This is a genomic window from Pseudomonas sp. GOM7 (assembly GCF_026723825.1).
Classification (GTDB): domain Bacteria; phylum Pseudomonadota; class Gammaproteobacteria; order Pseudomonadales; family Pseudomonadaceae; genus Aquipseudomonas.
In genome coordinates, this window is record NZ_CP113519.1 from 3,662,392 (window position 1) to 3,686,760 (window position 24,369).

The 24,369-nt window shown below is 65.1% G+C and carries 26 protein-coding genes; 12 read left to right on the forward strand and 14 right to left on the reverse strand.

What is annotated here, in order from left to right; genetic code table 11:
• Positions 1–25 precede the first annotated feature (25 nt).
• Entirely contained in the window at positions 26–493 is a 468-nt protein-coding gene (locus tag OU800_RS16045) for an Lrp/AsnC family transcriptional regulator (protein WP_268178318.1), read from the forward strand.
• Here the strand turns inward: OU800_RS16045 and OU800_RS16050 are convergent.
• Positions 479–1,462, reverse strand: a complete 984-nt coding sequence (locus OU800_RS16050; protein WP_268178319.1) for a DMT family transporter — start codon at positions 1,460–1,462, stop codon at positions 479–481. The two genes, OU800_RS16045 and OU800_RS16050, sit on opposite strands and share 15 nt — an antisense overlap.
• Before the next feature lie 280 nt (positions 1,463–1,742).
• Between OU800_RS16050 and OU800_RS16055 the strand changes: the two genes are divergently transcribed.
• Entirely contained in the window at positions 1,743–1,994 is a 252-nt protein-coding gene (locus OU800_RS16055) for a DUF6316 family protein (RefSeq protein WP_268178320.1), read from the forward strand.
• 7 nt (positions 1,995–2,001) lie between these two features.
• On the opposite strand, the gene OU800_RS16060 is transcribed toward OU800_RS16055, so the two are convergent.
• The gene (locus OU800_RS16060; RefSeq protein WP_268178321.1) at positions 2,002–2,994 is read right to left on the reverse strand and encodes an alpha/beta fold hydrolase; all 993 of its coding nucleotides are present in this window, start codon (positions 2,992–2,994) and stop codon (positions 2,002–2,004) included.
• Positions 2,995–3,270: 276 nt separating this feature from the next.
• Between OU800_RS16060 and OU800_RS16065 the strand changes: the two genes are divergently transcribed.
• A complete protein-coding gene (locus tag OU800_RS16065; protein WP_268178322.1) occupies positions 3,271–3,933 on the forward strand; it encodes a Yip1 family protein in 663 nt (220 codons plus the stop codon).
• A 61-nt stretch (positions 3,934–3,994) separates the two neighbouring features.
• Positions 3,995–4,489, forward strand: a complete 495-nt coding sequence (locus OU800_RS16070; protein ID WP_268178323.1) for a SprT family zinc-dependent metalloprotease — start codon at positions 3,995–3,997, stop codon at positions 4,487–4,489.
• A gap of 3 nt (positions 4,490–4,492) precedes the next feature.
• On the opposite strand, the gene OU800_RS16075 is transcribed toward OU800_RS16070, so the two are convergent.
• Genes OU800_RS16075 through gspE form a run of 9 tightly spaced genes read right to left on the reverse strand, consistent with a single transcriptional unit; the run spans position 4,493 to position 11,854 of the window.
• Complete coding sequence (locus OU800_RS16075; protein WP_268178324.1) at positions 4,493–5,014, reverse strand: type II secretion system protein M; 522 nt, start codon at positions 5,012–5,014, stop codon at positions 4,493–4,495.
• A gap of 2 nt (positions 5,015–5,016) precedes the next feature.
• The gene (gene gspL / locus OU800_RS16080; protein WP_268178325.1) at positions 5,017–6,156 is read right to left on the reverse strand and encodes a type II secretion system protein GspL; all 1,140 of its coding nucleotides are present in this window, start codon (positions 6,154–6,156) and stop codon (positions 5,017–5,019) included.
• The gene (gene gspK, locus OU800_RS16085; RefSeq protein ID WP_268178326.1) at positions 6,153–7,124 is read right to left on the reverse strand and encodes a type II secretion system minor pseudopilin GspK; all 972 of its coding nucleotides are present in this window, start codon (positions 7,122–7,124) and stop codon (positions 6,153–6,155) included. Before gspK ends, gspL begins: the two co-directional genes overlap by 4 nt.
• Complete coding sequence (gene gspJ, locus OU800_RS16090; protein WP_330221391.1) at positions 7,121–7,786, reverse strand: type II secretion system minor pseudopilin GspJ; 666 nt, start codon at positions 7,784–7,786, stop codon at positions 7,121–7,123. Before gspJ ends, gspK begins: the two co-directional genes overlap by 4 nt.
• Positions 7,783–8,169 (reverse strand): type II secretion system minor pseudopilin GspI, encoded by a 387-nt coding sequence (gspI, locus tag OU800_RS16095; RefSeq protein WP_268178327.1) that lies wholly within the window; start codon positions 8,167–8,169, stop codon positions 7,783–7,785. The genes gspJ and gspI overlap by 4 nt, the downstream gene beginning before the upstream one ends.
• Positions 8,166–8,708 (reverse strand): type II secretion system minor pseudopilin GspH, encoded by a 543-nt coding sequence (gene gspH / locus OU800_RS16100; protein WP_268178328.1) that lies wholly within the window; start codon positions 8,706–8,708, stop codon positions 8,166–8,168. Before gspH ends, gspI begins: the two co-directional genes overlap by 4 nt.
• A gap of 7 nt (positions 8,709–8,715) precedes the next feature.
• Positions 8,716–9,105, reverse strand: coding sequence for a type II secretion system major pseudopilin GspG (gspG, locus tag OU800_RS16105; protein ID WP_268184351.1), 390 nt, complete (start codon positions 9,103–9,105; stop codon positions 8,716–8,718).
• A 43-nt stretch (positions 9,106–9,148) separates the two neighbouring features.
• Positions 9,149–10,366 (reverse strand): GspF family T2SS innner membrane protein variant XcpS, encoded by a 1,218-nt coding sequence (xcpS, locus tag OU800_RS16110; RefSeq protein WP_268178329.1) that lies wholly within the window; start codon positions 10,364–10,366, stop codon positions 9,149–9,151.
• The gene (gene gspE, locus OU800_RS16115) at positions 10,367–11,854 is read right to left on the reverse strand and encodes a type II secretion system ATPase GspE (RefSeq protein ID WP_268178330.1); all 1,488 of its coding nucleotides are present in this window, start codon (positions 11,852–11,854) and stop codon (positions 10,367–10,369) included.
• A 279-nt stretch (positions 11,855–12,133) separates the two neighbouring features.
• Here gspE and OU800_RS16120 point away from each other — a divergent pair, with 279 nt between their 5' ends.
• The 4 genes from OU800_RS16120 to OU800_RS16135 all read left to right on the forward strand — a co-directional run bounded on the left by OU800_RS16120 (position 12,134) and on the right by OU800_RS16135 (position 16,024).
• Entirely contained in the window at positions 12,134–12,763 is a 630-nt protein-coding gene (locus OU800_RS16120) for a type II secretion system protein N (protein WP_442964708.1), read from the forward strand.
• Between the two features lie 4 nt (positions 12,764–12,767).
• Positions 12,768–14,714: a type II secretion system secretin GspD gene (gspD, locus tag OU800_RS16125; protein WP_268178332.1), complete on the forward strand. Its 1,947-nt coding sequence runs from the start codon at positions 12,768–12,770 to the stop codon at positions 14,712–14,714.
• A 49-nt stretch (positions 14,715–14,763) separates the two neighbouring features.
• A complete protein-coding gene (locus OU800_RS16130; protein ID WP_268178333.1) occupies positions 14,764–15,573 on the forward strand; it encodes an AraC family transcriptional regulator in 810 nt (269 codons plus the stop codon).
• A gap of 64 nt (positions 15,574–15,637) precedes the next feature.
• Positions 15,638–16,024 carry a cupin domain-containing protein gene (locus tag OU800_RS16135; RefSeq protein WP_268178334.1) on the forward strand — a complete coding sequence of 129 codons (387 nt, stop codon included), beginning with the start codon at positions 15,638–15,640 and terminating at the stop codon, positions 16,022–16,024.
• A 109-nt stretch (positions 16,025–16,133) separates the two neighbouring features.
• Here the strand turns inward: OU800_RS16135 and OU800_RS16140 are convergent, their stop codons facing one another.
• Positions 16,134–16,445 (reverse strand): hypothetical protein, encoded by a 312-nt coding sequence (locus OU800_RS16140; protein ID WP_268178335.1) that lies wholly within the window; start codon positions 16,443–16,445, stop codon positions 16,134–16,136.
• Positions 16,446–16,583: 138 nt separating this feature from the next.
• Between OU800_RS16140 and OU800_RS16145 the strand changes: the two genes are divergently transcribed.
• Positions 16,584–17,087 (forward strand): winged helix-turn-helix transcriptional regulator, encoded by a 504-nt coding sequence (locus tag OU800_RS16145; protein WP_268178336.1) that lies wholly within the window; start codon positions 16,584–16,586, stop codon positions 17,085–17,087.
• A 4-nt stretch (positions 17,088–17,091) separates the two neighbouring features.
• Here OU800_RS16145 and OU800_RS16150 read toward each other — a convergent pair whose 3' ends face one another.
• Positions 17,092–17,775: a substrate-binding periplasmic protein gene (locus OU800_RS16150; protein WP_442964785.1), complete on the reverse strand. Its 684-nt coding sequence runs from the start codon at positions 17,773–17,775 to the stop codon at positions 17,092–17,094.
• A gap of 264 nt (positions 17,776–18,039) precedes the next feature.
• On the opposite strand from OU800_RS16150, the gene OU800_RS16155 reads away from it, so the two are divergent.
• The 3 genes from OU800_RS16155 to OU800_RS16165 all read left to right on the forward strand — a co-directional run bounded on the left by OU800_RS16155 (position 18,040) and on the right by OU800_RS16165 (position 22,581).
• Positions 18,040–18,882, forward strand: a complete 843-nt coding sequence (locus OU800_RS16155) for an EamA family transporter (RefSeq protein WP_268178338.1) — start codon at positions 18,040–18,042, stop codon at positions 18,880–18,882.
• 334 nt (positions 18,883–19,216) lie between these two features.
• Positions 19,217–21,700: a glycerol-3-phosphate 1-O-acyltransferase PlsB gene (gene plsB / locus OU800_RS16160; protein WP_268178339.1), complete on the forward strand. Its 2,484-nt coding sequence runs from the start codon at positions 19,217–19,219 to the stop codon at positions 21,698–21,700.
• Between the two features lie 167 nt (positions 21,701–21,867).
• A complete protein-coding gene (locus OU800_RS16165) occupies positions 21,868–22,581 on the forward strand; it encodes a S1 family peptidase (protein ID WP_268178340.1) in 714 nt (237 codons plus the stop codon).
• A 97-nt stretch (positions 22,582–22,678) separates the two neighbouring features.
• On the opposite strand, the gene OU800_RS16170 is transcribed toward OU800_RS16165, so the two are convergent.
• Positions 22,679–24,286, reverse strand: a complete 1,608-nt coding sequence (locus tag OU800_RS16170; protein ID WP_268178341.1) for a malate:quinone oxidoreductase — start codon at positions 24,284–24,286, stop codon at positions 22,679–22,681.
• Between the last annotated feature and the right edge of the window lie 83 nt (positions 24,287–24,369).

A 24,369-nucleotide genomic window follows, 5' to 3' on the forward strand; every position in this document is an offset into this window, starting at 1 on the left:
CAATCACAAGAAAATGGAAACAATCATGCAGGACAAGCTCAGCCCCATCGACCGCCGCATTCTCCGCCTGCTGCAGCACAATGCGGATCTTTCCGCCGCCGAGGTGGCGGAAAAGGTCGAGCTGTCGCAGTCGCCCTGCTGGCGGCGCATCCATCGCATGCAGGAAGAGGGGTTGATCGAGCGCAAGGTCGCCCTGCTCAATCCCAAGCGCCTGGGCTTCGGCATCACGGTGTTCGTCGACATCAAGCTGTCGGCCCACGGGCGCGGCAATCTGGAGGAGTTCGAGCAGGCGGTGGTGGGTTATCCGCAGGTGCTGGAGTGCTACAGCATGGCCGGCGGCTCGGATTACCTGCTCAAGGTGGTGGCCAAGGACATCGGCGACTACGAGCGCTTCCTGCGTGACCACCTGCTGCAGCGCCCGCACGTGCAGGAGGCGCACTCGCACATCGCCATGAGCGAGGTCAAACGCACCACCGAGCTACCGCTGGATTGAAGCAGCCTGCGCCCTGGCCAGGCGCCGCGCCTGGCGCGCCCGCACACTGGCCAGCAACGAGGGGCCGAGTGCCGTCAGAGAGGAGCCCAGCACGACGATCACCGCGCCGGCATACGCCAGCCCGTTGGCCTGCTCGGGCTGCACGTGCGTAGGCCACCAGCTCGCCGCCAGCGCCACCGAGACGAAGGTCACCAACGGCGTCAGCGCCAGGGTCGCGCTGACCCGCGAAGCCTCCCAGTGCGCCAGCGCCTCGGCGAAGGCACCGTAGGCCACCAGGGTGTTCAGGCAACAGGCCAGCAACAGCCACCCCTGCAAAGGGCTCAACTGCAGCACCTGCAACGGCTGCGCCCAGGGCGTGAGCAACAGGGCGCAGGCCAGGTAGATCACCATCATCACCTGCACCGAATTCCACAGGCTCAGCAACTGCTTCTGCGCCAGGCCGTAGAAGGTCCAGACGAAGGCTGCAGCCAGTACGATCAACACGCCGGTGGTGTAGGTGGTCAGCGAGCCGAGCAGTTCATCCAGGCGCTGGTTGAAGAACAGGCCGAAGCCCAGCAGCATCACCAGCAGGCCGATGTCCTGGCCCAGACTGAAGGACTCGCGAAAGACGAATACGCTGCTGATCAGCAGCAGGATAGGCGCCACCTGGATCACCAACTGTGTGGTGCCAGGGCTGAGCAGGTTCAGGCCCATCAGGTACAGCACGTAGTTGGCGGTGAGCCCGCCGACTGCCAACAGCAGCAGCCAGGCGCCCTTGCGCCCCAACGGACGAAAGCGTGGCAAGCGTCGGGCAGCGGCGAGATAAGCGAGCAGCAGGGAACCGGCCACCGCCAGGCGATACCAGGTGACCGTGATCGGATCCATTACCTGCAGCACTTCCTTGAGCTTGATCGGCAGGATGCCCCAGAGCAGCGATGTGCTCAGGGCGAGCGCCAGGCCGTAAAGCCAACGGCCGGAGGAGATATGCATGACGACCTCGAACAGGCAGCCAGGCCTGATGCCAGGGCTGCGGGCACCATTGTAGTGCAGTGCCCGGGACCACCACAGTAACAGTTCGTCGAGGCCTGCTGCCGCAACTGTACCGATCGACGCGCCAGCAGTGTCATCTTTCAGGCGCCAAAATTCATTAAAAACCCTGAAAAAGTAGGTAAAAAGCAGAAAACGGCAACCATCTATCGCTTCGCTTGATGCTGTGAACTGACGCACATTAGACTCATCGCTCAGACCTTCCCTTTCTCGGGAGTCCACCATGCATATCCAGCGCAGTGTCGATCAGCAGCCTGGCACCTACTTCCGTAGCGCCCGCGTCAGCTCGGTCAATGGTCGGTATTTCTTCTCAACCCGGGAAGGCACTCTGGAAGGCCCCTTTCGCTCGCTACAGGACGCCGAGCGCGGCATCGCCGATTACATCGAGCGGGTATTGCTCGCCGAGAAGCTGTTCAAGCACTGCAGCGAGCATATCGACAGTCTCTATCGCAAGGCGCCGCGCAAGCCCGAGTGAACGCCCGTCACAGGTGCGCCAACTGCGCCCCGTCGCCACGATGCCCGGCCAGATAGGGCAACACCGCCGCCAGCAACGGCTCCTTGAAAGCATCCTGGAAGCGATGCGCCAAACCGGGAATCAGCTTCAGTTCCGAACCCTTGATATGCGCCGCCACGTGCACGCCATGCATCACTGGCAGCAGGGGGTCGGCCGTACCATGCACCACCAGGGTCGGTACACGCAGACGGTTGAGCAGTTCCACACGGCTGGGCTCGGCGAGAATGGCCAGCAGTTGGCGCTGCACCCCCTCCGGGTTGAAGGCGCGGTCATAAGCCACCTGCGCCTGCTTGAGCAGCGCCTGGCGATCATCCCTGACTTCCGGGCTACCCAGCGCGGCCAGGAGATCGGCCTGCTGCTGCAGGGCCTGCTCTCGGGTGCTGGCCTCGCGGCGGGCCAGCAACTTGAGCAGCGAGTCACTGGGCGCTGGCAGGCCCTCGGCACCGGAGCTGGTCATCACCAGGGTCAGGCTGAGCACACGCTGCGGCGCCATGTCTGCCAGGTGCTGGGCGATCATGCCACCCATGCTCGCACCCAGCACGTGGAAATCGGCGATACCCAGGTCGTCCATCAGGCCCAGGGCGTCGCCGGCCATGTCCCGCAGGTGATAAGGCGCACCCAGCGACAGGCCCAGGCGATAGCGCACCACCTCGTAGCCCAGGTTGATGCTCGGCACCGGGCGCAACCAACTGCTCAGGCCGACATCGCGATTGTCGAAACGGATGACCCGGAACCCCTGCTGGCACAGACGCGCCACGACTTCGTTCGGCCAGTGGATCAGTTGCCCGCCCAGGCCCATGATCAGCAGCAACGTCGGATCGCGTTCGCTCCCGACGCTCTGATAGGCCAGGCGCACGTCGCCGACATCGGCATACCGGGTTGGCTCACTCAGGTCACAACGATTGGCCGCAAAGGACGGCAGGCCGCACAGTAGCGCGGCGAGAAAGATCAATGCACGCATGGAAAACACCAGAAACGCAGAACCCCACTGAAATGCGAGTCTGATGAAAGTCATTCGACGGCGCTGCCACATAAGCATGACAATTTGATGAAGCAGGACGAACGGTTGCTCAGATGGTGACCAAAGGCGCCATCCAGAGCGTCGCGCCAGAGTCTCGCCCCCCACGGAGGGATGCAGCTTCCGGGGACGCTCGAAACCCCGCCGAAAAATTCAGGTTGAACCACCCGCCCTGGCCACTGCCGGATTCTTTAAAGCAGTCAGCGGATGGTGCTCCCCATGTACACGAATCTCTATACCCTGCTCACCCGTCCCGATCAGGCCTGGACGCGCATTCGCCAGGACGAGGAACGCAACAGCGCGAACTACCTGCCGTACCTGCTGCTGATCAGCCTGCTGCCGGCGCTCTGCCTGTTCATCGGCACCCATTGGGTCGGCTGGAGCCTGGTCGAACGCGAACGCATTCGCCTCGACGCCTCTAGCGCCTTGCAACTGAGCGTGCTGCTGTATCTGTCGATCCTGCTGGGCGTGGCCATCATGGGTTACTTCATGCGCTACATGTCACGCACGTTCGAGGCCAGGCCGACCTTCAACCAATGCGTCGGTTTCATCGCCTACACCTGCACGCCCTTGTTCCTCGCCGGTATCGCCGCGCTGTATCCAACACGCTGGCTGGCGCTCACCGTGCTGCTGATCGCCGGTGCCCATGCCAGCTACCTGCTGTATGTCGGCCTGCCGCGCTTCATGCGCATCGACGAGCAGCAGAGCATGCTCTATGCCGCCTCGGCCTGGGGCGTGGCGCTGCTGGTGCTGGTCACCATCCTGGTCAGCATGATCCTGTTCTGGAGCTACAGCCTGGAGCCGGCCTACCAGCGCAGCGTGCAGCAGGATCAGAGCTACGGCACCCAGGAGGAACGCGCGCAGCCCCCCGGCGACGAATGAGGCCTGCGCCAGGCCGCAGCTTGCGGCATAATCGGCCGACCGCAATACCTCGGCAGCGATCATGCCCGAACAGCTCCACGCCCGCGTCGAAGCCTGCTACCAACTGGCCGAGGCCTTCTTCAAGCAACGCTTCGCCCGCCCCGAGATCAGCTTCAAGCTGCGTGGGCAGAAGGCCGGCGTCGCTCACCTGACGGAAAACAAGCTGCGCTTCAACCTGCAGCTCTATCGTGACAACCGCGAGGATTTCCTGCGCCAGACCGTGGCCCACGAAGTGGCCCACCTGGTCGCTCATCAGTTGTTCGGCCCGCGCATCCAGCCCCATGGCGAAGAGTGGCAACTGATCATGCGTGGCGTCTACGAATTGCCAGCGCACCGCTGCCACAACTATGAGGTGGAGCGGCGCAAGGTCAGCCGCTTCATCTATCGCTGCAGTTGCGCCGATGGCGAATTTCCCTTCTCCGCCCAGCGCCATGCGCTGGTGGCCAAGGGCCGACGCTACTACTGCCGGCGCTGCAAGGCGACGCTGCAGTTCACCGGCCAGCAGCGCCGGGAGTAGCTGTCAGCCGGCGCGCAGGCTCAAACGCGCCACCACAAGGTTGTCTTCGGCGCGATCGAAACCGGCTTCCTCAACGCTCACGCCCTGGGCCTCCAGCGTCTCGACCCAGCGCAGCAGTTGCTCGAAGGGCACCGGCTGCAGACCGACCTGCACGGCACCCTGGCTTTCGGCATCCAGGCGCTCGATGACCAGCCCCTGCTCCGCCGCCGAGGCGGTCACCAGACCTTGCAGGCGGGCCGGGTCAAGGCTGGCGCGGGCCTGCAGGTCACGGCCGCGCAGCTCGGGAGCGCGGCTCTGCAAGTAGCCATACAGCGCCAGTTGCTCCTCGAAGGCGGCACGCGCTTCGCGCGCCTGGCGCTGCGCCGGCTGCCACAGCAGCAGGTAAAGCAGCACCAGCAGCAGGAAGGCGCCGAGCAGCAACAGCGCCAGACGATCACGCGGCGGCAGGGTCTGCAGGCGTTGCGCCAAGGTCGAGCGCTGCCACTGCTGGTGCAGCGTCTGATTGAGGTCACGCCAGGTCGCCATGCTCATCCTCCTATCACCATGCGCGCGCTGACGCCGTCGTCCTCGCGGCTGGCCGAGCCCATCTGCACCGCGCGGCCAGTCTGTTCCAGGCGCTCACGCAGGCCCTCCAGTTCGGCGAACCCCGGCGCCTGCAGTTGCAACGCCAGGTCGCCGCGGGTGGCGCTGTAGTCCACCTGCCTGACCTGTACCTGAGCCGCCCCACCCGCCTGCAAGGCGCTGGCGACGTCGCCGAGCACGCCGAGCAGCGGGCTGTCACGCCCCTGCGCTTCGGCCAGGTGCTGATCGAACTGCGCACGCAGGTTGATCAGCTTGCTGTCCTGCGGGAACAGCTCGCGGTACAACGCTTCGCTGGCCTCGGCATAGGCACCGGCCTCACGCTGCAGATACCAACCCTGGGCCAGGTTGAAGCCCCACTGCAATAGCAGACACAAGGCCACCACGCTGCCCAGCGACTGCCAACGGCGCCAGCCGCTACCGGCCTCGCGCACGGTGAACTCACCCTGGGCCAGATCGACGCCCTGCCCCACCTGAGCCAGCCATTGAAAGGGATGCGCCAGGCGCCGCAGTTCGTCCACCGGGCCCGGAGCGCTCATGCCCTCGGGCAAATGCGCCACCTGGGGCGTCGGGCAGCGTGCGGCCAGCAGCGGCCAGTCCTCGGCCTGCAACGCCAAGCGTACCGCCGATTCGCCGCCGAGCAGCCAGCGTTCGTGCAACCAGAGCAACTGGCTGCCCTCATGCGGCAGCATATCGGCATCCATGCGAATCGCTTCGGGCGGCCGTGCGGCGCAGAGCGCCAGGCATTCGCGCAGCCAGGCGGCACGCAGGGCATAGACCCGATAACGACCATCGGCCAGGGCCTCGCCCAGCGCCAGGTGCATCGCCTCCACCTCCTCGGCCAGCAGTTCCTCCACGGCGAACGGCAGGGCCTGGCGCAACCAGCGCGCCTTCTGCGTCGGCAACTGCACCGCGCAGCAGGTCACGGCCTCCACCGGCAGCACCAGTTGCCACGGCCCGTCCAATGCCTGCAACGCGGCCTGCAGGCTCAACGCCCGGCTGCTGTCGGCGGTCACCAGTTGCACCGGCAACTCGAGGTCGAGCCCCTGACAGGCCTGGGGCGGCAGAAAGATCCATCGTTGATTCATGGTTGCGGTTCCTCGACGGGCGGCGGCGCGGCGCCGCCCTGCCCCAGATCACGGGCCAGTACGCTGACCTGGCCATCATTGCTGCGCTGCAGCAGGCTGCGCAATACCACGCGACGCTCACCGAGGCTGACCTCGCTGATCACCTCGAAATGATTGCTGCCCACCGCCACACCCTGGCCGATGCCCGTGCCCAGACCAGCCAGCATGGGCTGCGCGGTGAACGCCGCCAGGCTGGCAAAGCCCTCGCGGCCACGCGCCGCGACCAAGGCCGTCGCTGCGTTGCCATCGAGGCCATCGGCCAGGCTGGAAAGCACCAGCGCGCTGGCGGTGTTGACGTTGAGGGCCACCTCGCTCGGCAGGGCCGTGACGAAGGGCAGCAGGCGGCGATAGTCAGCCTCGTCCATCTCCAGCAGCAGTCGCAGTTCGGAGGCGTCGGTCAGGGAGCGGTTGGCGGCCCGATAAGGCGGCGTGGCCAGCAGGTATTGGTTGTCTTCGGCGCCCTGGCTGCCGAGCGGTTCGCTGTCGGCATCGAGCCAGTCGGCCAGGCGCTCGGCATAGGGTTTGTCGATCTGCAGGCGCAGCAGCAGGCGACGAAAGCGTTGCAGCGCCAGTTGATTGACCTGGCCTCGGCGCACCAGGCCATTGAGGTTGAAACGGCCACTGGGGTCGAGGATGCGCACGCGCAGTTCGCCGCCTTCGTCCAGCGGGAAGCTCATGGGCTGTGCCCAGGGCTCGCCGAGGTGATCCACCGGCAGGCGCGGATCGCCCCGGCGCAGGTCGCGTTGCAGAATCGCCTTGGCCAGGGTCTCGCCGCCCAGGGCGTACTGCCAGGCCTGGTTGACGTGCAACTGGTTGGCGCTGCTGCGGATCGATAGCTGCTGACGGGCGATCAGGCCGGCGCACACCACCGTGACCACGGCCACCACCAGCAGCACGGTGATCAGGGCCACGCCGCGCTGAAGCCTCATGGCTGCACCTGCGTGCCGGCGGGCGCCGTTTCCGGGGGCAGATCCGGCAGGCGTATCAGCCGGCGCAGCTCACCGTAGCGACGATGCTCCAGGCGCAGCTCCAGCGCGCGCGGCAGCTCGACGAGCCGCGCCTCTCCGCTGCGCTCGGGCAGCGGCCAGTCGCTCTGCCACTGCCCGTCCTTGTCGAGGTAGCGCAGGCTCAGGCTGGTCACGCCATCGAGTGCACGCTGCACCTGCGGCAGGCTGTCCTGGGCGCGGTCGAGCACGCGCCAGTAACGCCGCTGCCATTGCTCGCCGCTCAGTTGCCAGCGCACCCGCTGCAGCTCGGCGCGTGGCTGGCCGAGCGGGTTGCGCCAGCCGGCGCGGGTCAGCTCCAGCGCCGAGGCATCGTTCAGATCACTGTGCAGGGCCGGTTGTGCATCGCCGAAGCCGTCGCGAACGGGGCGCACCGCCACTTGCCGCACATCGCGCTCGAAAGCGGAGATGGCGCGGGTCAGTTCGCGCAACTGGCGTTCGTGCTCACGGGTGACGGCATCGGCGCTGAGCACGCTGTCGAGCATGCGGTAAGTGGCCAGCCCCAGCAGGGCGAAGATGGCAATGGCGATCAGCAACTCCAGCAGGGTGAAGCCTCGTTGCAGTGAAACCGTAGGGAGACGGATCACTGCGGCGTCTCCAGGAAGCCGCTAAGGCTGACCACCGCGCGCTCGCGCAGGTCGCCGCTGGCGCTGCGCTGCTCGGGCGCCACCCACAGGGTCACGCGGCGCATGGCCGGCTCGCTGGTGGCCTCGATCTCGCTCTGCCACACCCAACGGCGCCCGGCGAACTCCACCTGGCCCTGATCACGACCATCGGCGGGCGGTGTGTCGGCCAGTTGCAGCTCGGTCAAGCGGTTGTCGGCCACCCACATGGCCAGGGTCTTGTCCTCCAGTTGGCCAGCGGTGCGCACGCTGCGGGCGCTGGCCGTCAGCACGCTGGCGGCGACCAGGGCGAAGATGGCCAGGGCCACCAGCACTTCGAGCAGGGTAAAGCCGCGTGCTGATTTCATCCGCTGCGCCCCGTGCCCAGCTCCTCGACACGCGGCAGGCCGAAGCCATCGCTGGACAGTTGCAGGCGCAGGCCATCACGCCGGCGTTCGCCCAGGCGCAGCCGGAAAGGGGTCAGCTCGCCGCTGGAGAGAATCAGCAGTTGCGGGTTATCGGCGCTGGCCTTGGCCGGCAGGCTCGCGGCCTGGTCGGCATCTTCGCCCTCCACCTCGAGCGTCAGCTCGGCCCAGCCAGGCAGACGATGGGCCTGCTCATCCAACGCCTGCCACTCGGCACGTTGCGGGTCGTAGCGCAGCACCCGGTAGCTTTCGCGGGTGAAACTCAGCCCGTACTCACGGTTGTCCAGCACCGCTTCGTCGGTCAGTACGCCGATCAGCCCGCTGAGGCGCTCGGCCTCGCTACGCAGCTCGCGTGCCGGGCCGGCAATGCCGGTACTGAGCACCGCCAGGCCGATCAAGCAACCGAGGATGACCAGCACCACCAGCAGCTCGATCAGGGTGAAGCCGCGCTGGCCAAAATGTGTAGGGGCGAGCGACGGCATGATCGGGTCAGAGATCCCAGTTGCCGATGTCGGCGTTCAGGTCGCTACCGCCCTGCTTGCCGTCGGCGCCGAGGGAATAGAGGTCGAAGGCGCCGCCCTTGGTACCGGGTGCCAGGTACTGGTAGGGGTTGCCCCAGGGGTCGATGGGCAGGCGCTTGAGGTAGCCGTCCTTGTTCCAGTTCTTCGCCAGCGGGTTGCCACCCGGCTTGCTTACCAGCGCCTCCAGGCCCTGCTGGGTACTGGGGTAGTTGTGGTTGTCGAGCTTGTACATGTCCAGCGCCGCGCCGATGGCGCGGATATCGTTCTGCGCGGCGGTGACCTTGGCCTGATCCGGCCGGCTCATCACCTGCGGCACCACCAGGGCAGCGAGGATCCCGAGGATCACCACCACCACCATGATTTCGATAAGCGTGAAACCTGCTTGTCTGCTTTTCACCTAGTTACCCCACCATTTGGTTCAAGGAAAGAATCGGCAGCAGGATGGCCAGTACGATCACCAGCACCACTGCGCCCATGAAGACCAGCATGAACGGCTCGAACAATCCGACCAGCAAGGCGATCTGTGCGCTCAGGTCGTTTTCCTGGTTCTTCGCCGTGCGCGCCAGCATCTGATCCAGCTCGCCGGAGCGCTCGCCGCTGGCGATCATATGCAGCATCATCGGCGGAAACTGCCCGGTGGCCTCCAGCGAACGGGTCAGGCTGCCGCCCTCGCGCACCTTCTGCGCCGCTACCTGCACCTCGCCACGGATCACTCGGTTGGCGATCACCTCGCCGGCAATTGCCAAAGCTTCCACCAATGGCACGCCACTGCGGGTGAGGATGGCCAATGTCGAGGCGAAGCGCGCGCAATCGGTGGCGCGCCCCAGCCGCCCGATCAGCGGCAGACGCAGCAAAAAACCATGCCAGCGCAGGCGCAGCGCTTCGTCGCGCAAGGCCATGCGCAAGGCCACCACGCCGAGGCCCAGCACCAGTACCGCAAGCAGGCCCCAGGCCTTGACCCAGTCGCTCAGGGCGATCAGCCCACGGGTCAGCAGCGGCAGGGTTTGCCCGGAATCGACGAACACCTTAACCACGTCCGGCACCACGTAGCCAAGCAGAAAACCCACGATCAGCAGGGAGGCACACATCAGGATCACCGGATAGAGCAGCGCCAGTTGCACCTTCTGCCGCGACTGCTGGCGCTGTTCGGTGTAGTCGGCCAGTTGCTCCAGCACCGGGCCGAGGTGCCCGGCATGCTCGCCCGCGGCCACCGTGGCGCGGTACAGCTCGGGGAAGGCGGCGGGAAACTCCTTGAGGCTGGCGGCCAGGCTGTGGCCCTCCAGCACACGGGCGCGCACCGCCAGCAACATGCCCTGGATACGTGCATGGGTGGCTTGCGCCGCCGCGGCGCGCAGGGCTTCTTCGATGGGCAGCGCCGCCTGGATCAGGGTCGCCAGTTGCCGCGTGACCAGAGCCAGGTCGCGTGCCGACAGGCCACGGGCAAAGCCCAGGCGCGTGCCGCCACTGCTCTGCTCGCGGCTGCGCGTGGCCTTGACCTCCAGCGGTGCCAACTGCCGCTCACGCAAAAGCTGACGCACCTGGCGCGCACTGTCGGCCTCCAGCACGCCCTTCTGCTGGCGACCACGACCGTCGAGGGCGATGTACTCGAAGGCGGCCATTTATTCTTCTCGCGTCACGCGCAACACTTCCTCCACCGTGGTCACCCCTTCCAGCACCTTGCGCCGACCATCGTCGCGGATGCTCGGGCCCAGGGTGCGGGCGTGGCGGGTCATGTCCTGCTCGGAGGCCCGGCTGTGCACCAGGGTGCGCATGGTTTCGTCGAACACCACCAGTTCGTAGATGCCGGTACGCCCGCGATAGCCCTGCTGATGGCACTGGGCGCAACCGCGCGCATGGTACAGGGTCGGCGGCGAGTTGGCCGGCACGCCGAGCAGCACGCATTCGGTGGCATCGGCGGTATAGGCCTCCTTGCACGCCGGGCACAGCACCCGCACCAGGCGCTGGGCCAACACGCCGAGCAGGGATGACGACAGCAAAAAGGGCTCCACGCCCATGTCCACCAGGCGGGTGATGGCACCGATGGCGCTGTTGGTGTGCAGGGTCGAGAGCACCAGGTGACCAGTGAGCGAGGCCTGCACGGCGATTTCGGCGGTTTCCTTGTCGCGGATCTCGCCGACCATCACCACGTCCGGATCCTGGCGCAGGATGGCGCGCAGGCCACGGGCAAAGGTCATGTCCACCTTGGCGTTGACCTGGGTCTGGCCGATGCCTTCGAGGTGGTACTCGATGGGGTCTTCGACGGTGAGGATGTTGCGCGTATGGTCATTAAGGCTGACCAGGCTGGCGTAGAGGGTGGTGGTCTTGCCCGAGCCGGTGGGGCCGGTGACCAGCAGGATGCCGTGCGGCTTGCGCACGGTTTCTTCCATCAGCGCGCGGTCTTCACTGCGCATGCCCAGGTGTTGCAGCGACAGGCGCCCGGCCTGCTTGTCGAGCAGACGCAGCACCACCCGCTCGCCATTGGCCGAAGGCAGCGTGGACACACGGATGTCCACCTCGCGCCCGCCCACCTTGAGAGAAATGCGCCCGTCTTGCGGCACGCGCTTCTCAGCGATGTCCAGGCGCGCCATCACCTTCACCCGCGACACCAGCAAGGCGGCCAGCTCACGCTTGGGTTCGAGCACTTCACGCAGGATGCCGTCGACGCGAAAGCGCACCACCAGGCGTTTCTCGAAGGTTTCCAGGTGGATGTCGGAAGCGTTTTCCTTGATCGCCTCGCCGAGGATGGCGTTGATCAGGCGGATGATCGGCGCGTCGTCTTCCTGCTCCAGCAGGTCTTCGGTTTCCGGCACCTGCTCGGCCAGCGAGGCCAGGTCGAAACTGCCGCCGATGTCCTCGGCCAGTTGCATGGAGGCCGAGTCATGCTGGTAGGCAGCGCCCAGTGCCTGGGCGAACTCGCTGGCCCCGAGCGCCTGCAAAGGCAGGCTACGCCCGGCGAAGCGCTGCGCCTCGGCCAGGGCTGCCAGCTCGCAGTCGGCGCGGTGGATCAGGCAGACGCGCCCCTCGTGCAGGCCGAATACCACGCCATGGCGTTTGGCAAAACTGAAGGGCAAGCGGCGCAATGGCGTTTCCGGCAGCGAAGCATTCATGCAGCGAACCTTGAATCTGAACCTGATGCCTGGAGTCTCGCAGCCTAATGCGACAACTGATACACAGAGTTGTCACCCAAGTCCGGCAGCATCGAAGGGTTCAACGCGCCGCACATGTGCTGGCCAGGGTTTCTTGTGGTAATGATGCAGCCATCTTTAACACATTGCCGAGAGCCATTCACCCATCTAATTCAGGGGATACCAAGCGGGTTCAGGCTGCTATGATCGGCCCGCGCCGTCTCCAAGAAGAACTAGAACGCCGTTTCCGGAGTGATGCATTTGCCCGTTCACCTGCGCTTGAAGGACAGAGCCCCAACCCTGATTGGCGCCTCGCTGCTGATCATCATGAGTCTCGCCCTCGCCTGGCAGAGCGCCGACCTGCTGCGCCTGGTGCGTGGCCCGTTGCCCACTGCCAGCAGCGCCAGCAACAGCGCCCCGACACCGACCACCAGCGCCCCCATCGCCCAGCTCTTCGGCACGGCGCAACGGCCCGAGAGTGGCCCGCCGCCAGCCACCAACCTGCAACTGACCCTGCTCGGCAGCTTCGTGCACAGCGACCCGCAACGCTCCAGCGCGCTGATCCAGCGCCAGGGCCAGCCGGCGCAGCTTTATCGCCTGGGCAGCGAAGTGGACAACGGCGTACGCCTCGACGCGGTCTACGCCGACCATGTTGAGCTGCTGCGCAACGGCCGCCGCGAAAGCCTAGGTTTCCCTCGTCCCAGCAGCAGCTCGTACAGTGTTCCGGCCATGCCCGACGCGACCACCGACAGCACCCTCGACCAGCTCGAGCAACTGCAGCAGGACAACAGCGAAGAACTGCGCCAGCGCATGCAGGCGTTGCGTGAACAAATGGAAGCCGGTGCCGTCGAGCCGGAAAACCCCACCGATCAGCCCCAGGAAAGCGACTGAACCGATGCATGCCCTCCGTAGCCGATTGACCTTCGCCCTGCTCCTGGCCAGTCTCGCCAGCGCCCCTCTGCCGCTGTACGCCGAAATAACCCCGGCCGCCGGTGGCAACCAGCAGCAAGAAAGCTGGACCATCAACCTCAAGGGCGCGGACATCCGCGAGTTCATCGACCAGATCGCCGCCATCACCGGGCAGACCTTCGTCGTCGACCCCCGGGTCAAGGGCCAGGTCACCGTGGTATCCAGCACGCCGCTGGGGCTGTCCGAGGTCTACCAGCTCTTCCTCTCGGTGATGGCCACCCATGGCTTCAGCGTGATGACCCAGGGCGACCAGGCGCGCATCGTGCCCAATGCCGAGGCCAAGGCCGAAGCCGACAGCAGCCGCCCCGCCCCGGATCGCCTGGAGACCCGCCTGATCCAGGCGCAGCAGACGCCGGTGGCCGAACTCATACCGCTGATTCGCCCGCTGGTGCCGCAGTACGGCCACCTGGCCGCCGTCACCTCGGCCAACGCCCTGATCATCAGCGACCGCAGCGCCAACATTGCGCGCATCGAAGAGCTGGTGCGCCAGCTCGACCACAGCGGCGCCCAGGACTTCACCGTGGTCACCCTGCAGAACGCCTGGGTGATGGACGCCGCCGAGGTGCTCAACAACAGCATCGCCCGCGGTCAGGCCAAGGGCACCAGCGCCACCCAGGTGGTGGCCGACGCCCGCACCAATCGCCTGATCCTGCTCGGCCCACCGGAAGCCCGCGCCAAGCTGGCCGACCTGGCCCGCTCGCTGGACGGCCCCAGCAGCCGCTCGGCCAATACCCGAGTCATCCGCCTGCGCCACAACGACGCCAAATCCCTGGCCGAAACCCTCGGGGAAATCTCCGAAGGCCTGAAGAACCAACAAGGCAGCGATGCCACCAGCAAACCGGCGAATATCCTCATCCGCGCCGACGAGAGCCTCAACGCCCTGGTGCTGCTGGCCGAACCGGACATGGTGGCCACCCTCGAAGACATCGTGCGCCAGCTCGACGTACCCCGCGCCCAGGTGATGGTCGAGGCGGCCATCGTCGAGATTTCCGGCGACATCACCGACGCCCTCGGCGTGCAGTGGGCGGTGGATGGTCGCAGCGGCAGCGGCGGCCGTGGCAGCCTCGGCGGCGTCAACTTCGGCGGCACCGGGCTGTCGGTCGGCACCGTGCTGCAAATCCTGCAGAGCGGCGAAATCCCCGACAACACCAGCCTGCCCGATGGCGCCATCATCGGCGTCGGCAGCGACCGCTTCGGCGCGCTGATCACCGCGCTGTCGGCCAACAGCAAGAGCAACCTGCTGTCCACGCCGAGCCTGCTGACCCTGGACAACCAGAAGGCGGAAATCCTCGTGGGGCAGAACGTGCCCTTCCAGACCGGCTCCTACACCACCGATGCCGCCGGCTCCAGCAACCCCTTCACCACCATCGAGCGCAAGGATATCGGCGTCACCCTCAAGGTCACCCCGCACATCAACGAAGGCGCCACCCTGCGCCTGGAAATCGAGCAGGAAATCTCCTCCATCGCCCCCAGCACCGGGCTCAACGCCCAGGCGGTGGATCTGGTGACCAACAAGCGCTCGATCAAGAGCACCATCCTCGCCGACGATGGCCAGGTGATCGTGCTCGGCGGGCTGATCCAGGACGACGTCACCCAGGCTGTGTCCAAGGTGCCTCTGCTGGGTGACATTCCCCTGATCGGTGGGCTGTTCCGCTCTACCCGCGACTCGCACATCAAACGCAACCTGATGGTCTTCCTGCGGCCCACCGTGGTGCGCGACGGCGCCGGCCTGGCGGCGCTTTCCGGCAAGAAATACGGCGACATCCGCATTCTCGGCAATGGCGGCGGGCAAGGCAGCCCGAGCATCCTGCCGAGCACCCCGACGCAACTCTTCGACGGCCAGGGCACACCGGCGGTGGATTTGCGCCAGTGAGGGCAAACGGCTTGCGAGTGCGCCAGCACGACCTGCAAAGCGTGTTTGCGTGAGCCGGCGCAGCAACGCCAGTGACTGGGTGCGGCACAGCAACCTGCCAGGCAGGATAGAGCGTATCGAGGCCTACTTCAGCGGCCACGGCTACGATCCGCACCGACATGACACCTACGCCATAGGCCGCACCCTCTCCGGCGTGCAGAGCTTTCGCTACTGCCGCTCGATGCGCCACAGCCTGCCCGGCAGCACACTGGTGCTGCACCCCGATGAATTGCATGACGGCATGGCCGGCACCGACGCAGGCTTTCGCTATCGCATGCTGTACATCGATCCGGCATTGATTCAGCAGGTGCTCGGCGGCAAACCATTGCCTTTCGTCGAGGGCGGCATCAGCGATGACATACGCCTGCGCCAGGCCACGGAAGCCTTCATGCAAGCGATGGAGCACAGGCTCGACCCACTGGAAGAAGACGACGCCATCTACGACCTGGCCCAGGCGCTGCAGGCCGTGGCCAACTGGCGGCGTGGACGCCGGACGCCGGACTACCACGCCGCCAGCCGTGCTCGCGACTACATCCACGCGCACCTCGACAGCACCATTTCGCTGGATGATCTGGAGCATGCCTGTGGCCAGGAGCGCTGGAGCCTGTCGCGAGACTTTCGTGCGCTGTTCGGGACCAGTCCCTATCGCTATGTGACCCTGCGTCGCCTCGACCACTGCCGAACGCTCATGCGCTCTGGAGTGAGCCTGGCCGATGCCGCCCTGATTGCCGGCTTCTTCGACCAGAGCCATATGACGCGCCACTTCATGCGCAGCTTCGGCCTACCTCCGGCACGCTGGCTAGCCATGCTGAAGCGGTAGGATCGTACAAGACGCCGCCATCGCACCTCGTTAGTCTGAAGAAAACCACAACGAGGATCCCCCGATGTCTCACCCCGTCGATAACCGTGCTACTGGCGCGATCAACCTTCAGCAGAAGCTCTCACTCATCCGCGAACACTGGTCGCCTCGGGTGGTAGCGGAAATGAACGACTACCAGTTCAAGGTGGTGCGCGTCGAAGGCGACTTCGTCTGGCATTCCCATGCCGACACCGACGAAGCCTTTCTGGTGCTCGAAGGACAACTACGTATCGATTTTCGCGACGGCCATGTCGTTCTGCAGGCTGGCGAACTCTACGTGGTGCCCAAGGGAGTCGAGCACAAACCTTATGCGGCCGAGGAAGTGAAGATGATGCTCATCGAACCCCGTGGGGTTCTGAATACGGGCAACGAAGGCGGCGAACTTACGGCGGAAAATGACCGTTGGATCTGAACGAGCCGCCCTGGGCCATCCCTGCTGCATTCCGCACTGTGCCCAAACGGCCAGATAGCCACTCCATTCCGGGCGCCTTACGGCGCCCTGCTCTCATCCGGCCCGACGCTCAGGGCCGCACTGCGTAGCGATTCTCCTGAGCGACTTGCGCCAGCCCCCGCTCGACCCTTTCCAAGCCTTCGCTGGCCTGGCTGGCGCCGAGTGCCTGAGCGTGCAGAAACCAGCTATGGGCATACTCCAGGGCCACGATGCGCTGCGTATTGTCACTGGCCTGGGCCAGGTAGCAGTTGCCTGCAGCGAGCGCAATCTGTGCCGTGATCGAGCCGGGCTCCAGCTCATTGGTGAGGCAGGTTTGCAAAGGGGCGGCATGGGCCGTCGTTACAACGATGAAGGCCGTTACGGCCAGAAAATGCTTGATCATGAGCGGAACCTCGGTCGGACTGGATTTAAAGGTTCTATAAAAGAACCATGCAAGCCAGACATTAGGTGCTATCATGGAACCTGTCAACCGCTTTCTCGCCAGGCACTGAAAAGGCCTGCATACCCGGAGACCTTCACAGTGGAACGAGTCACCTTCGAGGATCGCAATTGCTCTATCGCCCGCTCGGTGGACGTGCTGGGCGACTGGTGGAATCTGATGATCGTGCGCGAGCTGTTCTGGGGGACGAACAAGTTCGATGACTTCCAGCGCAACCTGGATATCTCCAAAGGCATCCTGTCCAAGCGCCTCAAGTCGCTGCAGGAGTACGGCATCGTCGTGAAGAACGCCGTCGGTGCCGGCACCGAATACGCCTTGACCGACAAGGGCCGGGCCCTGCACGTCATCATCATTGCCATGCTGCAGTGGGGCGATGAGTGGAACCCGCTGCCCGAAGGATCGCCGGTGCTTCTCGTCAATCGCCGCACGGGGGCACCACTCGCTCCCGTGCAACTGCGTGATGTCGACGACCGGCCGGTCGGCCTGAAGGATCTCGGGCTGCTGCCCGGGCCAGGTGCGGACGCGACGACCCGCGCGCGCCTGGATCAGCTACGCCAAGCTTCGCCAGCCAAGGCAGACACTTGAAACACTAGGGCGCTGCATGATCGCTACCCTGCGCCGGCAGATAGCGCTGCACGATGCGCTCCAGCTCGCCCGAGCGGCGCAGTTGGTTCAGCGCGTCGGCCCAGGCAGCGACCAGGGCGTCGTCGCTGTCGTGGCTGAAGGCGATGTACAGGGGGGCGCGAAACAGTTCGAGGGGGATGCGCCGCAGCGTACCGGGCGCGATGCCCAGCTCTCGGCTGTAGTAAGCCACCCCGGCAGGGGTGTCGCCGATGATGATATCGGTGCGTCCGGCCAGCAACATGAGATAGAGCTGCATGCTGCTCGTGGCGCTCTTGTCCAGATTGCGAAACCCCAGCTCCTGCAGCAGTGCAGGCACCAAGCCGGCGTGCCGGGTGCTGATTCGCGGGGCATGCATCAATTGCTCCAGGGAGTTGATCGGCTGCGCGGTAGCGGCCAGTTGGTAAGGGTAGATGGACTCCTCCACGATGGGGCCCACCCATTTGTAGAGTTCCTCGCGCTCGGGCGTGCGGAACAGGGAATACATAATGGTGCGTGGCCGGTTACGCAGGGTGAGCGTGGCACGCATGGAGGGCATTAGCTGAATCTCGAAATCATCCCCGGTCAGCGCCATGATGGCACGCACGATATCCGTGGAAATACCGGTGAGCCGGCCGTTCTCCTGATAGTTGTAGGGTGCCCACTCATCCATGACGACCCGATAGGGCTCGGCAGCGAAAGCGGAGCCGAGAGCTAGGTAGAGCAACGCTGTGGTGATGATCCTGTGCTTCACATGGTCAGCCTGGAGCCTTGAGGAGGGCGAAGAGCTCGACTAAGCATAGCCGTTGCTTGGCCACCAGCCTGACCCAATGCAGCGAATCTGCCAAGGGATCAAGGCTCTGGCCTGGGTTTCGTGCGCGCTGCCGCAAAAGACAGTAGCCTGGCGCGCTCGCCCGCATCGTCATAGAGGCCAACCTTGGACACTCCGGTATTTCTCGCCGTCATCGCCGCAGCCGCCCTGCATGCCGGCTGGAACGCCCTGCTCAAGATCGGCCTGGATCGTTTCCTCACGGCTACCCTGATCCAGATCGGTGCCGGCCTGGTGGCACTCTGCGCCCTGCCATGGGTAGCAGTGCCACAGGGCTCGGCCTGGTTCTGGATCGGGCTTTCGGCGCTGCTGCACATCGGCTACAACGTCTTTCTTGCCCGCGCCTACCAGTATGGCGACCTCGGCCAGGTCTACCCTATCGCACGCGGCAGCTCGCCCTTGATGGTCGCCCTGCTCTCGCTGCTGTTGCTGCATGACGACCTCAGCCCCTGGCAACTGTGCGGTTTGCTGATACTGGTGATGGGCATCTGGCTGATGGCGTTGCGCGGCGGGCAACACAAGGCGCCACAAGCGGCGATGCTGTTCTGCACCCTGATGACGGCACTGTTCATCGCCGGTTACACCCTGAGCGACGCCATGGGCGCCCGCGCCAATGGCGATGCGCTGAGCTATTCGCTGTGGCTGTTCGCCGTCAACGGCGTGGTAATGGCGCTGGTGTTGGCCATCAGCCGCGGGCCGCGTGCCTTTCTGCAACTGGGACCACACTGGCGCGGCGGGTTGGCCGGTGGGGCGATGTCGATGACGGCCTACAGCATCGTCATCTGGGCCATGACCCAGGCGCCGGTGGCACTGGTCTCCGCCTTGCGCGAAACCAGCGTACTGTTCGCCGTGCTGCTGGGGGTGGTGCTGCTCAAGGAAACCCTACGCCCCATTCGCCTGCTGGCCTGCGCGGTGATCATCGTTGGGGTGGTGGTGATGAAACTGGCGTAAGGCCGCCGCCTTCCCCGGATTACATCCAGGCTACGGACAGGCAGGGGCAATCACCCGGTCAGGCGGCGATTCGTTGCATCGGGTCGGCCTGATTCGGCATTCGGTTCGGGAACCCAACACCTAGTTTGCCGTTCTGTTGATCAATGGGTGCTGAGCCATCGCGCGTTTTTCCGTCATCTGTCTTGTGTATGCTGGCCAGGCTGAACGCACGGACGCGAGCATTTTTGGTGACTTGCCAAAATCGTTCCCGACGATTTTTTGCCCGTCTGCCGTGGCTTGCGGCACACTAGCGCCCTTCCCGAGCATGCGCTCGTTTAATCGTTCAAGAGCCCGTATGACCCGTTCCCCCTTCCGCCGCATGGCCTTCAGCGCGTTGCGCCGCCTGCTGTACCTCTGGGTACGCTCGGAAACCATCAACCAGTCCGCCTTCACCCTCAAGCTCGACCGCAGCAAGCCGGTGTTCTACGTGCTGCAGCAGCCCTCGGTGAGCGACCTGGCGGTGCTCGATCGCGAATGCACCAAGGCTGGCCTGCCACGCCCGGTGCTGCCGCTGGCGGTGGGGGAACACATCGAGCCGGCGGCCTTCTTCTACCTGACCCCGGAGCCGGACTGGTTCGGCCGCCAGGACAAGCGCGGCATCTCGCCGACCCTGGCACGGGTGGTCGCCGCCCTCGCCCGACATGACGTGGATGACGCGCAGATCGTGCCGGTCAGTGTGTTCTGGGGGCAGTCGCCGGATCGCGAAACCAGCGCCTGGAAGCTGCTGTTCGCCGATAGCTGGGCCGTCACCGGGCGCCTGCGCCGCCTGGTGAGCATTCTGATTCTCGGGCGCAAGACCCGCGTGCAGTTCTCCAGCCCCATCCACCTGCGTGAACTGGTCGAGCAGGACAAGGGCCACGAGCGCACCCTGCGCATGGTGCACCGCATCCTGCGCGTGCACTTTCGCAACCAGAAGGCCGCGGTAATCGGCCCGGACGTGTCGCACCGGCGCAACCTAGTCAAAGGCCTGGTGCACGACCCGATGGTGCGCCAGGCGATTGCCGAGGAAGCCGAACGCGAGAAGATCAGCCTGGAGAAGGCCGAAGCCCAGGCACTGCGCTATGGCAACGAGATCGCCTCGGACTACACCTACACGGTAATCCGCTTCCTTGAACTGGTGCTTTCCTGGTTCTGGAACAAGATCTACGACGGCATCAAGGTGCACAACGTCGAAGGCGTGCGTGACATCGCCCAGGGCCACGAAGTGATCTACGTGCCCTGCCATCGCAGCCACATCGACTACCTGCTGCTGTCCTACCTGCTGTTCCGCAACGGCCTGACGCCACCGCACATCGCCGCCGGCATCAACCTCAACATGCCGGTGATCGGTGGCCTGCTGCGCCGTGGCGGTGCCTTCTTCATGCGCCGCACCTTCAAGGGCAACCCGCTGTATACGGCGGTGTTCAACGAATACCTGCACACCCTGTTCAGCAAGGGCTTCCCGGTGGAGTACTTCGTCGAGGGTGGCCGCTCGCGCACCGGGCGCATGCTGCAGCCGAAGACCGGCATGCTGGCCATCACCCTGCGCAGCTTCCTGCGCAGCCACCGCCTGCCCATCGTCTTCGTGCCGGTGTACATCGGCTACGAGCGCGTGCTGGAAGGCCGTACCTACCTGGGCGAGCTGCGCGGCGCGAGCAAGAAGAAGGAGTCGATCTTCGACCTGTTCAAGGTGCTCGGCGCGCTCAAGCAGCGCTTCGGCCAGGTCTCGGTGAACTTCGGCGAGCCGATCAAGCTGGCCGAGTTCCTCGACCAGCAGCAGCCCGGTTGGCGCCAGCAGGAGCTGGGCCCGCAGTATCGCCCAGCCTGGCTCAACGACACCACCAACCGTCTGGGTGAGCGCGTGGCGCGTCACCTCAACGAAGCGGCGTCGATCAACCCGGTCAACCTGGTGGCCTTGGCCCTGCTGTCCACCAGCAAGCTGGCCCTGGACGACCGCGCCCTGGCCCGTGTGCTCGACCTGTACCTGGCGCTGCTGCGTGCCGTGCCCTACTCGCCGCACACCACCCTGCCTGAGGATGACGGCGCGGCGCTGATCGAGCACGTCAAGGACATGGACCTGCTGGCCGAGCAGAAGGACGCGCTGGGCAAGATTCTCTATCTGGACGAGCAGAATGCCGTCCTGATGACCTACTACCGCAACAACGTGCTGCATATCTTCGCCCTGCCGGCGCTGCTGGCCAGTTTCTTCCAGAGCAGCGCACGGATCAGCCGCGAACAGATCCTGCGCTACGCCGGCGCGTTGTACCCCTATCTGCAGTCCGAGTTGTTCATCCGTTGGGAGCAGAGCGAGCTGGAAGGCGTGATCGACCAGTGGCTGGCGGCCTTCGTCGAACAGGGTCTGCTCAAGGTCGAGGGCGACGTGTACGTGCGCCCGGCGCCCAGCTCGCGCCAGTTCGTGCTGCTGACCCTGCTGTCGCGTTCGGTGGCGCAGACCCTGCAGCGCTTCTACATGGCCATCGCCCTGCTGCTCAACGCCGGGCAGAACGCGATCAGCGCCGAAGAGCTGGAAGACCTGTGTACGGTCATGGCTCAGCGCCTGTCCATTCTGCATGGCCTGAACGCGCCGGAGTTCTTCGACAAGAGCCTGTTCCGCCACTTCATCCAGAGCCTGCTGGATCAGGGCGTGCTGCGTCAGGACGAAGCCGGCAAGCTCAGCCATCATCCGCTGCTCAGCGAACTGGCCGAAGGCGCCGCCAAACGCGTGTTGCCGGCGGAGATTCGCCTGTCGATCCGCCAGGTGGCGCTGGATCGCAACGAGGACGAGCCGACACCACCGTAATGTGTGTAGGGTGTGCTGTGCGCACCTTCAAATCACCGTAGCCCCGGTGCGCACGGCGCACCTTACCGAACTACTGGCCAAGGTGCGCGCAGCGCACCCTACGGAACGAACCCCTGCCATGTTTGGCGGTCAGCCATTAAGCCACTCCCGGCAGGAGGCCATTGCCCATGATCGACTCACTGATGCTCAGCGCGGCGCGTATCACCACCCTGGCGGGTGGGCAGGTCCTGACCAACGCCAGTGGCTTCTTCTTCCAGCGCGATGGCCGCCTGTACCTGGTGACCAGTCGCCATGTCGTGCTCGATGAGCCTAGCGGCCACCACCCGGACAGCCTGTGCATCGAGTTGCATACCGATGCCGACAACCTGGCCAGCACCGCCGATTTCGGCATCCCCCTGTACAACGGCGATCAGCGCCAATGGCGCCAGGCCATCGATAGCGCCGGGGAGATCGATGTGGCGGTGATTGAGCTGCAGCAACCCGCCCTGCCGCCGGGCAGCCTGTACCAGGCCTTCACCCCGCAGCATCTGTTGCAGGCCGATGAGTCCGTGGAGATTGGCTCGACGCTGCTGGTGGTGGGCTTCCCCCTGGGTTTCCAGGACACTCTGCACCGCATGCCGGTGGCGCGCCACGCCGGGTTGGCCTCATCGTTCGGCCTGCGCTTTCATGGCCTTGGCTACTTCCTCACCGATGGCCGCACCCATCGTGGCCTCAGCGGCGCCCCGGTGGTCAAGCGCGCCAGCGTCGATGGCGAACTGCCCTGGCATCTGCTGGGTATCCACTCCACCCGCCTGCTGGGCAATCGTGACGAGGAACAAGACGAAGCCCTGGGCCTGAACTGCACCTGGTACGCCGATATTCTGATGACCCTGACCGAGTGAATGCCTGGGGCGATCCCCCGTCCTGGCCCGGATGCGGCGCCCAAAAAACCCGCCATGCGCATAACGCAGGGCGGGTTCTTGCAAAGCACTTTATGCCTTACAGGGTCACGGGCGTCGGCTCAGGCTCGATGGCCATGTCCTTGTCCGGGGCCACTTCGACATGCAGCAGGCCAAGACGCTCGCTGCTCCACTGGCGGATGCGGTTGGTCAGTTCCAGGTCATCGTTGAGCTTCTGCCCATAGGACGGAATGATCTCCTTCAAGCGCGCCTGCCACTCGGGGGTGGCGACCTTGTCGGCGAAGGCCTTCTCGATCAGGTGCAGCATGATCGGTGCGGCGGTGGAGGCACCCGGCGAAGCGCCCAGCAGCGCGCTGATGCTGCCGTCGGCGGAGGTCACCACCTCGGTGCCGAACTGCAGCACGCCACCCTTCTCGGCGTCTTTCTTGATGATCTGCACGCGCTGGCCGGCATTGATCAGTTCCCAATCCTCGTCACGCGCCTGCGGGAAGTATTCGCGCAGGGAGGCCATGCGCTCTTCCTGGCTCAGCATCAACTGGCCCATCAGGTAGGTGCTCAGCGACCAGTTGTCCATGCCGGCGTTGACCATCGGCAGGAAGTTGTCGGTGGTCATGGCGCTGAACATGTCCAGCAGCGAGCCGTTCTTGAGGAACTTGGTGGAGAAGGTGGCGAAGGGGCCGAACAGCAGCACGGTCTCGCCATCGATCACACGGGTGTCCAGGTGCGGCACGGACATGGGCGGCGAGCCCACCGAGGCCTTGCCGTAGACCTTGGCCAGGTGCTGGGCGACCACGTCCTGGTTGCGGGTCATGAGGAACTGGCCACCCACCGGGAAGCCGGCGTAGCCCTCGGCTTCTTCGATGCCGGACTTCTGCAGCAGCTTGAGTGCGCCACCACCGGCGCCAATGAAGACGAAGCGCGCATTGACGCTCTGCTCGACGCCACCCTTGGCCAGGTCGGCCACGGTCACGCGCCAGGTGCCATCGGCGTTGCGCTGCAGGTCACGCACCTCGTGCTCCAGGTGCAGGCTGGCCTTGTCCTTGCCGATCAGCGAGTCGATCAACTGGCGAGTGATCTCGCCGAAGTTGACGTCGGTGCCGATGGCCATGCGCGTTGCCGCGACCTTCTGCTGCGGATCACGACCTTGCATGATCAGCGGCACCCATTGGGCGATCTGCGCGTGATCCTCGCTGAACTCCATGCCACGGAACAGGTTGCTGTGCTGCAGGGCGGCGTGGCGCTTGCGCAGGTATTCGACGTTCTCGTCGCCCCAGACGAAGCTCATGTGCGGGGCGTTGTTGATGAAGGTCTTGGGCTTGCTCAGCACGTCGCGCTCGACCTGGGTGGCCCAGAACTGCTTGGAGATCTCGAACGACTCGTTGATGGCGATGGCCTTGCTGATGTCGATACCGCCGTCGGCGGTTTCCGGCGTGTAGTTCAGCTCGCAGAACGCCGAGTGGCCGGTGCCGGCGTTGTTCCAGGCATTGGAGCTCTCACCGGCGACGCGGTCGAGACGCTCATAGATGTCGATGCTCCAGTCGGGCTGCAGCTCGTTGAGGTAAGTGCCGAGGGTGGCGCTCATGACGCCAGCACCAATCAGTACGACGTCGACGGTTTTCTCGGGCTCCTGGGTTTTGGAGCAACCGATCACGCTGAGGCAGAGTAGCGCCAGCAGAGTTCTTTTCATGAGACAGTCCAGTGTTGACGCACGACAGTTAGCCGTGCGCGCAAGGTTTCAGGTTGTGGCGGGTAAGCCGAACAGGGCGATAG

Coding starts and splice junctions, on each gene's coding strand:
- OU800_RS16140 (WP_268178335.1), bottom strand. CDS start 16,445: ATGATCAAGCATTTTCTGGCCGTAACGGCCTTCATCGTTGTAACGACG.
- OU800_RS16060 (WP_268178321.1), bottom strand. CDS start 2,994: ATGCGTGCATTGATCTTTCTCGCCGCGCTACTGTGCGGCCTGCCGTCC.
- gspE (WP_268178330.1), bottom strand. CDS start 11,854: ATGAATGCTTCGCTGCCGGAAACGCCATTGCGCCGCTTGCCCTTCAGT.
- OU800_RS16070 (WP_268178323.1), top strand. CDS start 3,995: ATGCCCGAACAGCTCCACGCCCGCGTCGAAGCCTGCTACCAACTGGCC.
- plsB (WP_268178339.1), top strand. CDS start 19,217: ATGACCCGTTCCCCCTTCCGCCGCATGGCCTTCAGCGCGTTGCGCCGC.
- OU800_RS16055 (WP_268178320.1), top strand. CDS start 1,743: ATGCATATCCAGCGCAGTGTCGATCAGCAGCCTGGCACCTACTTCCGT.
- gspK (WP_268178326.1), bottom strand. CDS start 7,124: ATGAGGCTTCAGCGCGGCGTGGCCCTGATCACCGTGCTGCTGGTGGTG.
- OU800_RS16075 (WP_268178324.1), bottom strand. CDS start 5,014: ATGGCGACCTGGCGTGACCTCAATCAGACGCTGCACCAGCAGTGGCAG.
- gspH (WP_268178328.1), bottom strand. CDS start 8,708: ATGCCGTCGCTCGCCCCTACACATTTTGGCCAGCGCGGCTTCACCCTG.
- gspL (WP_268178325.1), bottom strand. CDS start 6,156: ATGAATCAACGATGGATCTTTCTGCCGCCCCAGGCCTGTCAGGGGCTC.
- gspI (WP_268178327.1), bottom strand. CDS start 8,169: ATGAAATCAGCACGCGGCTTTACCCTGCTCGAAGTGCTGGTGGCCCTG.
- OU800_RS16065 (WP_268178322.1), top strand. CDS start 3,271: ATGTACACGAATCTCTATACCCTGCTCACCCGTCCCGATCAGGCCTGG.
- OU800_RS16045 (WP_268178318.1), top strand. CDS start 26: ATGCAGGACAAGCTCAGCCCCATCGACCGCCGCATTCTCCGCCTGCTG.
- OU800_RS16150 (WP_442964785.1), bottom strand. CDS start 17,775: ATGGATGAGTGGGCACCCTACAACTATCAGGAGAACGGCCGGCTCACC.
- OU800_RS16170 (WP_268178341.1), bottom strand. CDS start 24,286: ATGAAAAGAACTCTGCTGGCGCTACTCTGCCTCAGCGTGATCGGTTGC.
- OU800_RS16050 (WP_268178319.1), bottom strand. CDS start 1,462: ATGCATATCTCCTCCGGCCGTTGGCTTTACGGCCTGGCGCTCGCCCTG.
- xcpS (WP_268178329.1), bottom strand. CDS start 10,366: ATGGCCGCCTTCGAGTACATCGCCCTCGACGGTCGTGGTCGCCAGCAG.
- OU800_RS16165 (WP_268178340.1), top strand. CDS start 21,868: ATGATCGACTCACTGATGCTCAGCGCGGCGCGTATCACCACCCTGGCG.
- gspG (WP_268184351.1), bottom strand. CDS start 9,105: ATGGTGGTGGTGGTGATCCTCGGGATCCTCGCTGCCCTGGTGGTGCCG.
- gspD (WP_268178332.1), top strand. CDS start 12,768: ATGCATGCCCTCCGTAGCCGATTGACCTTCGCCCTGCTCCTGGCCAGT.
- OU800_RS16135 (WP_268178334.1), top strand. CDS start 15,638: ATGTCTCACCCCGTCGATAACCGTGCTACTGGCGCGATCAACCTTCAG.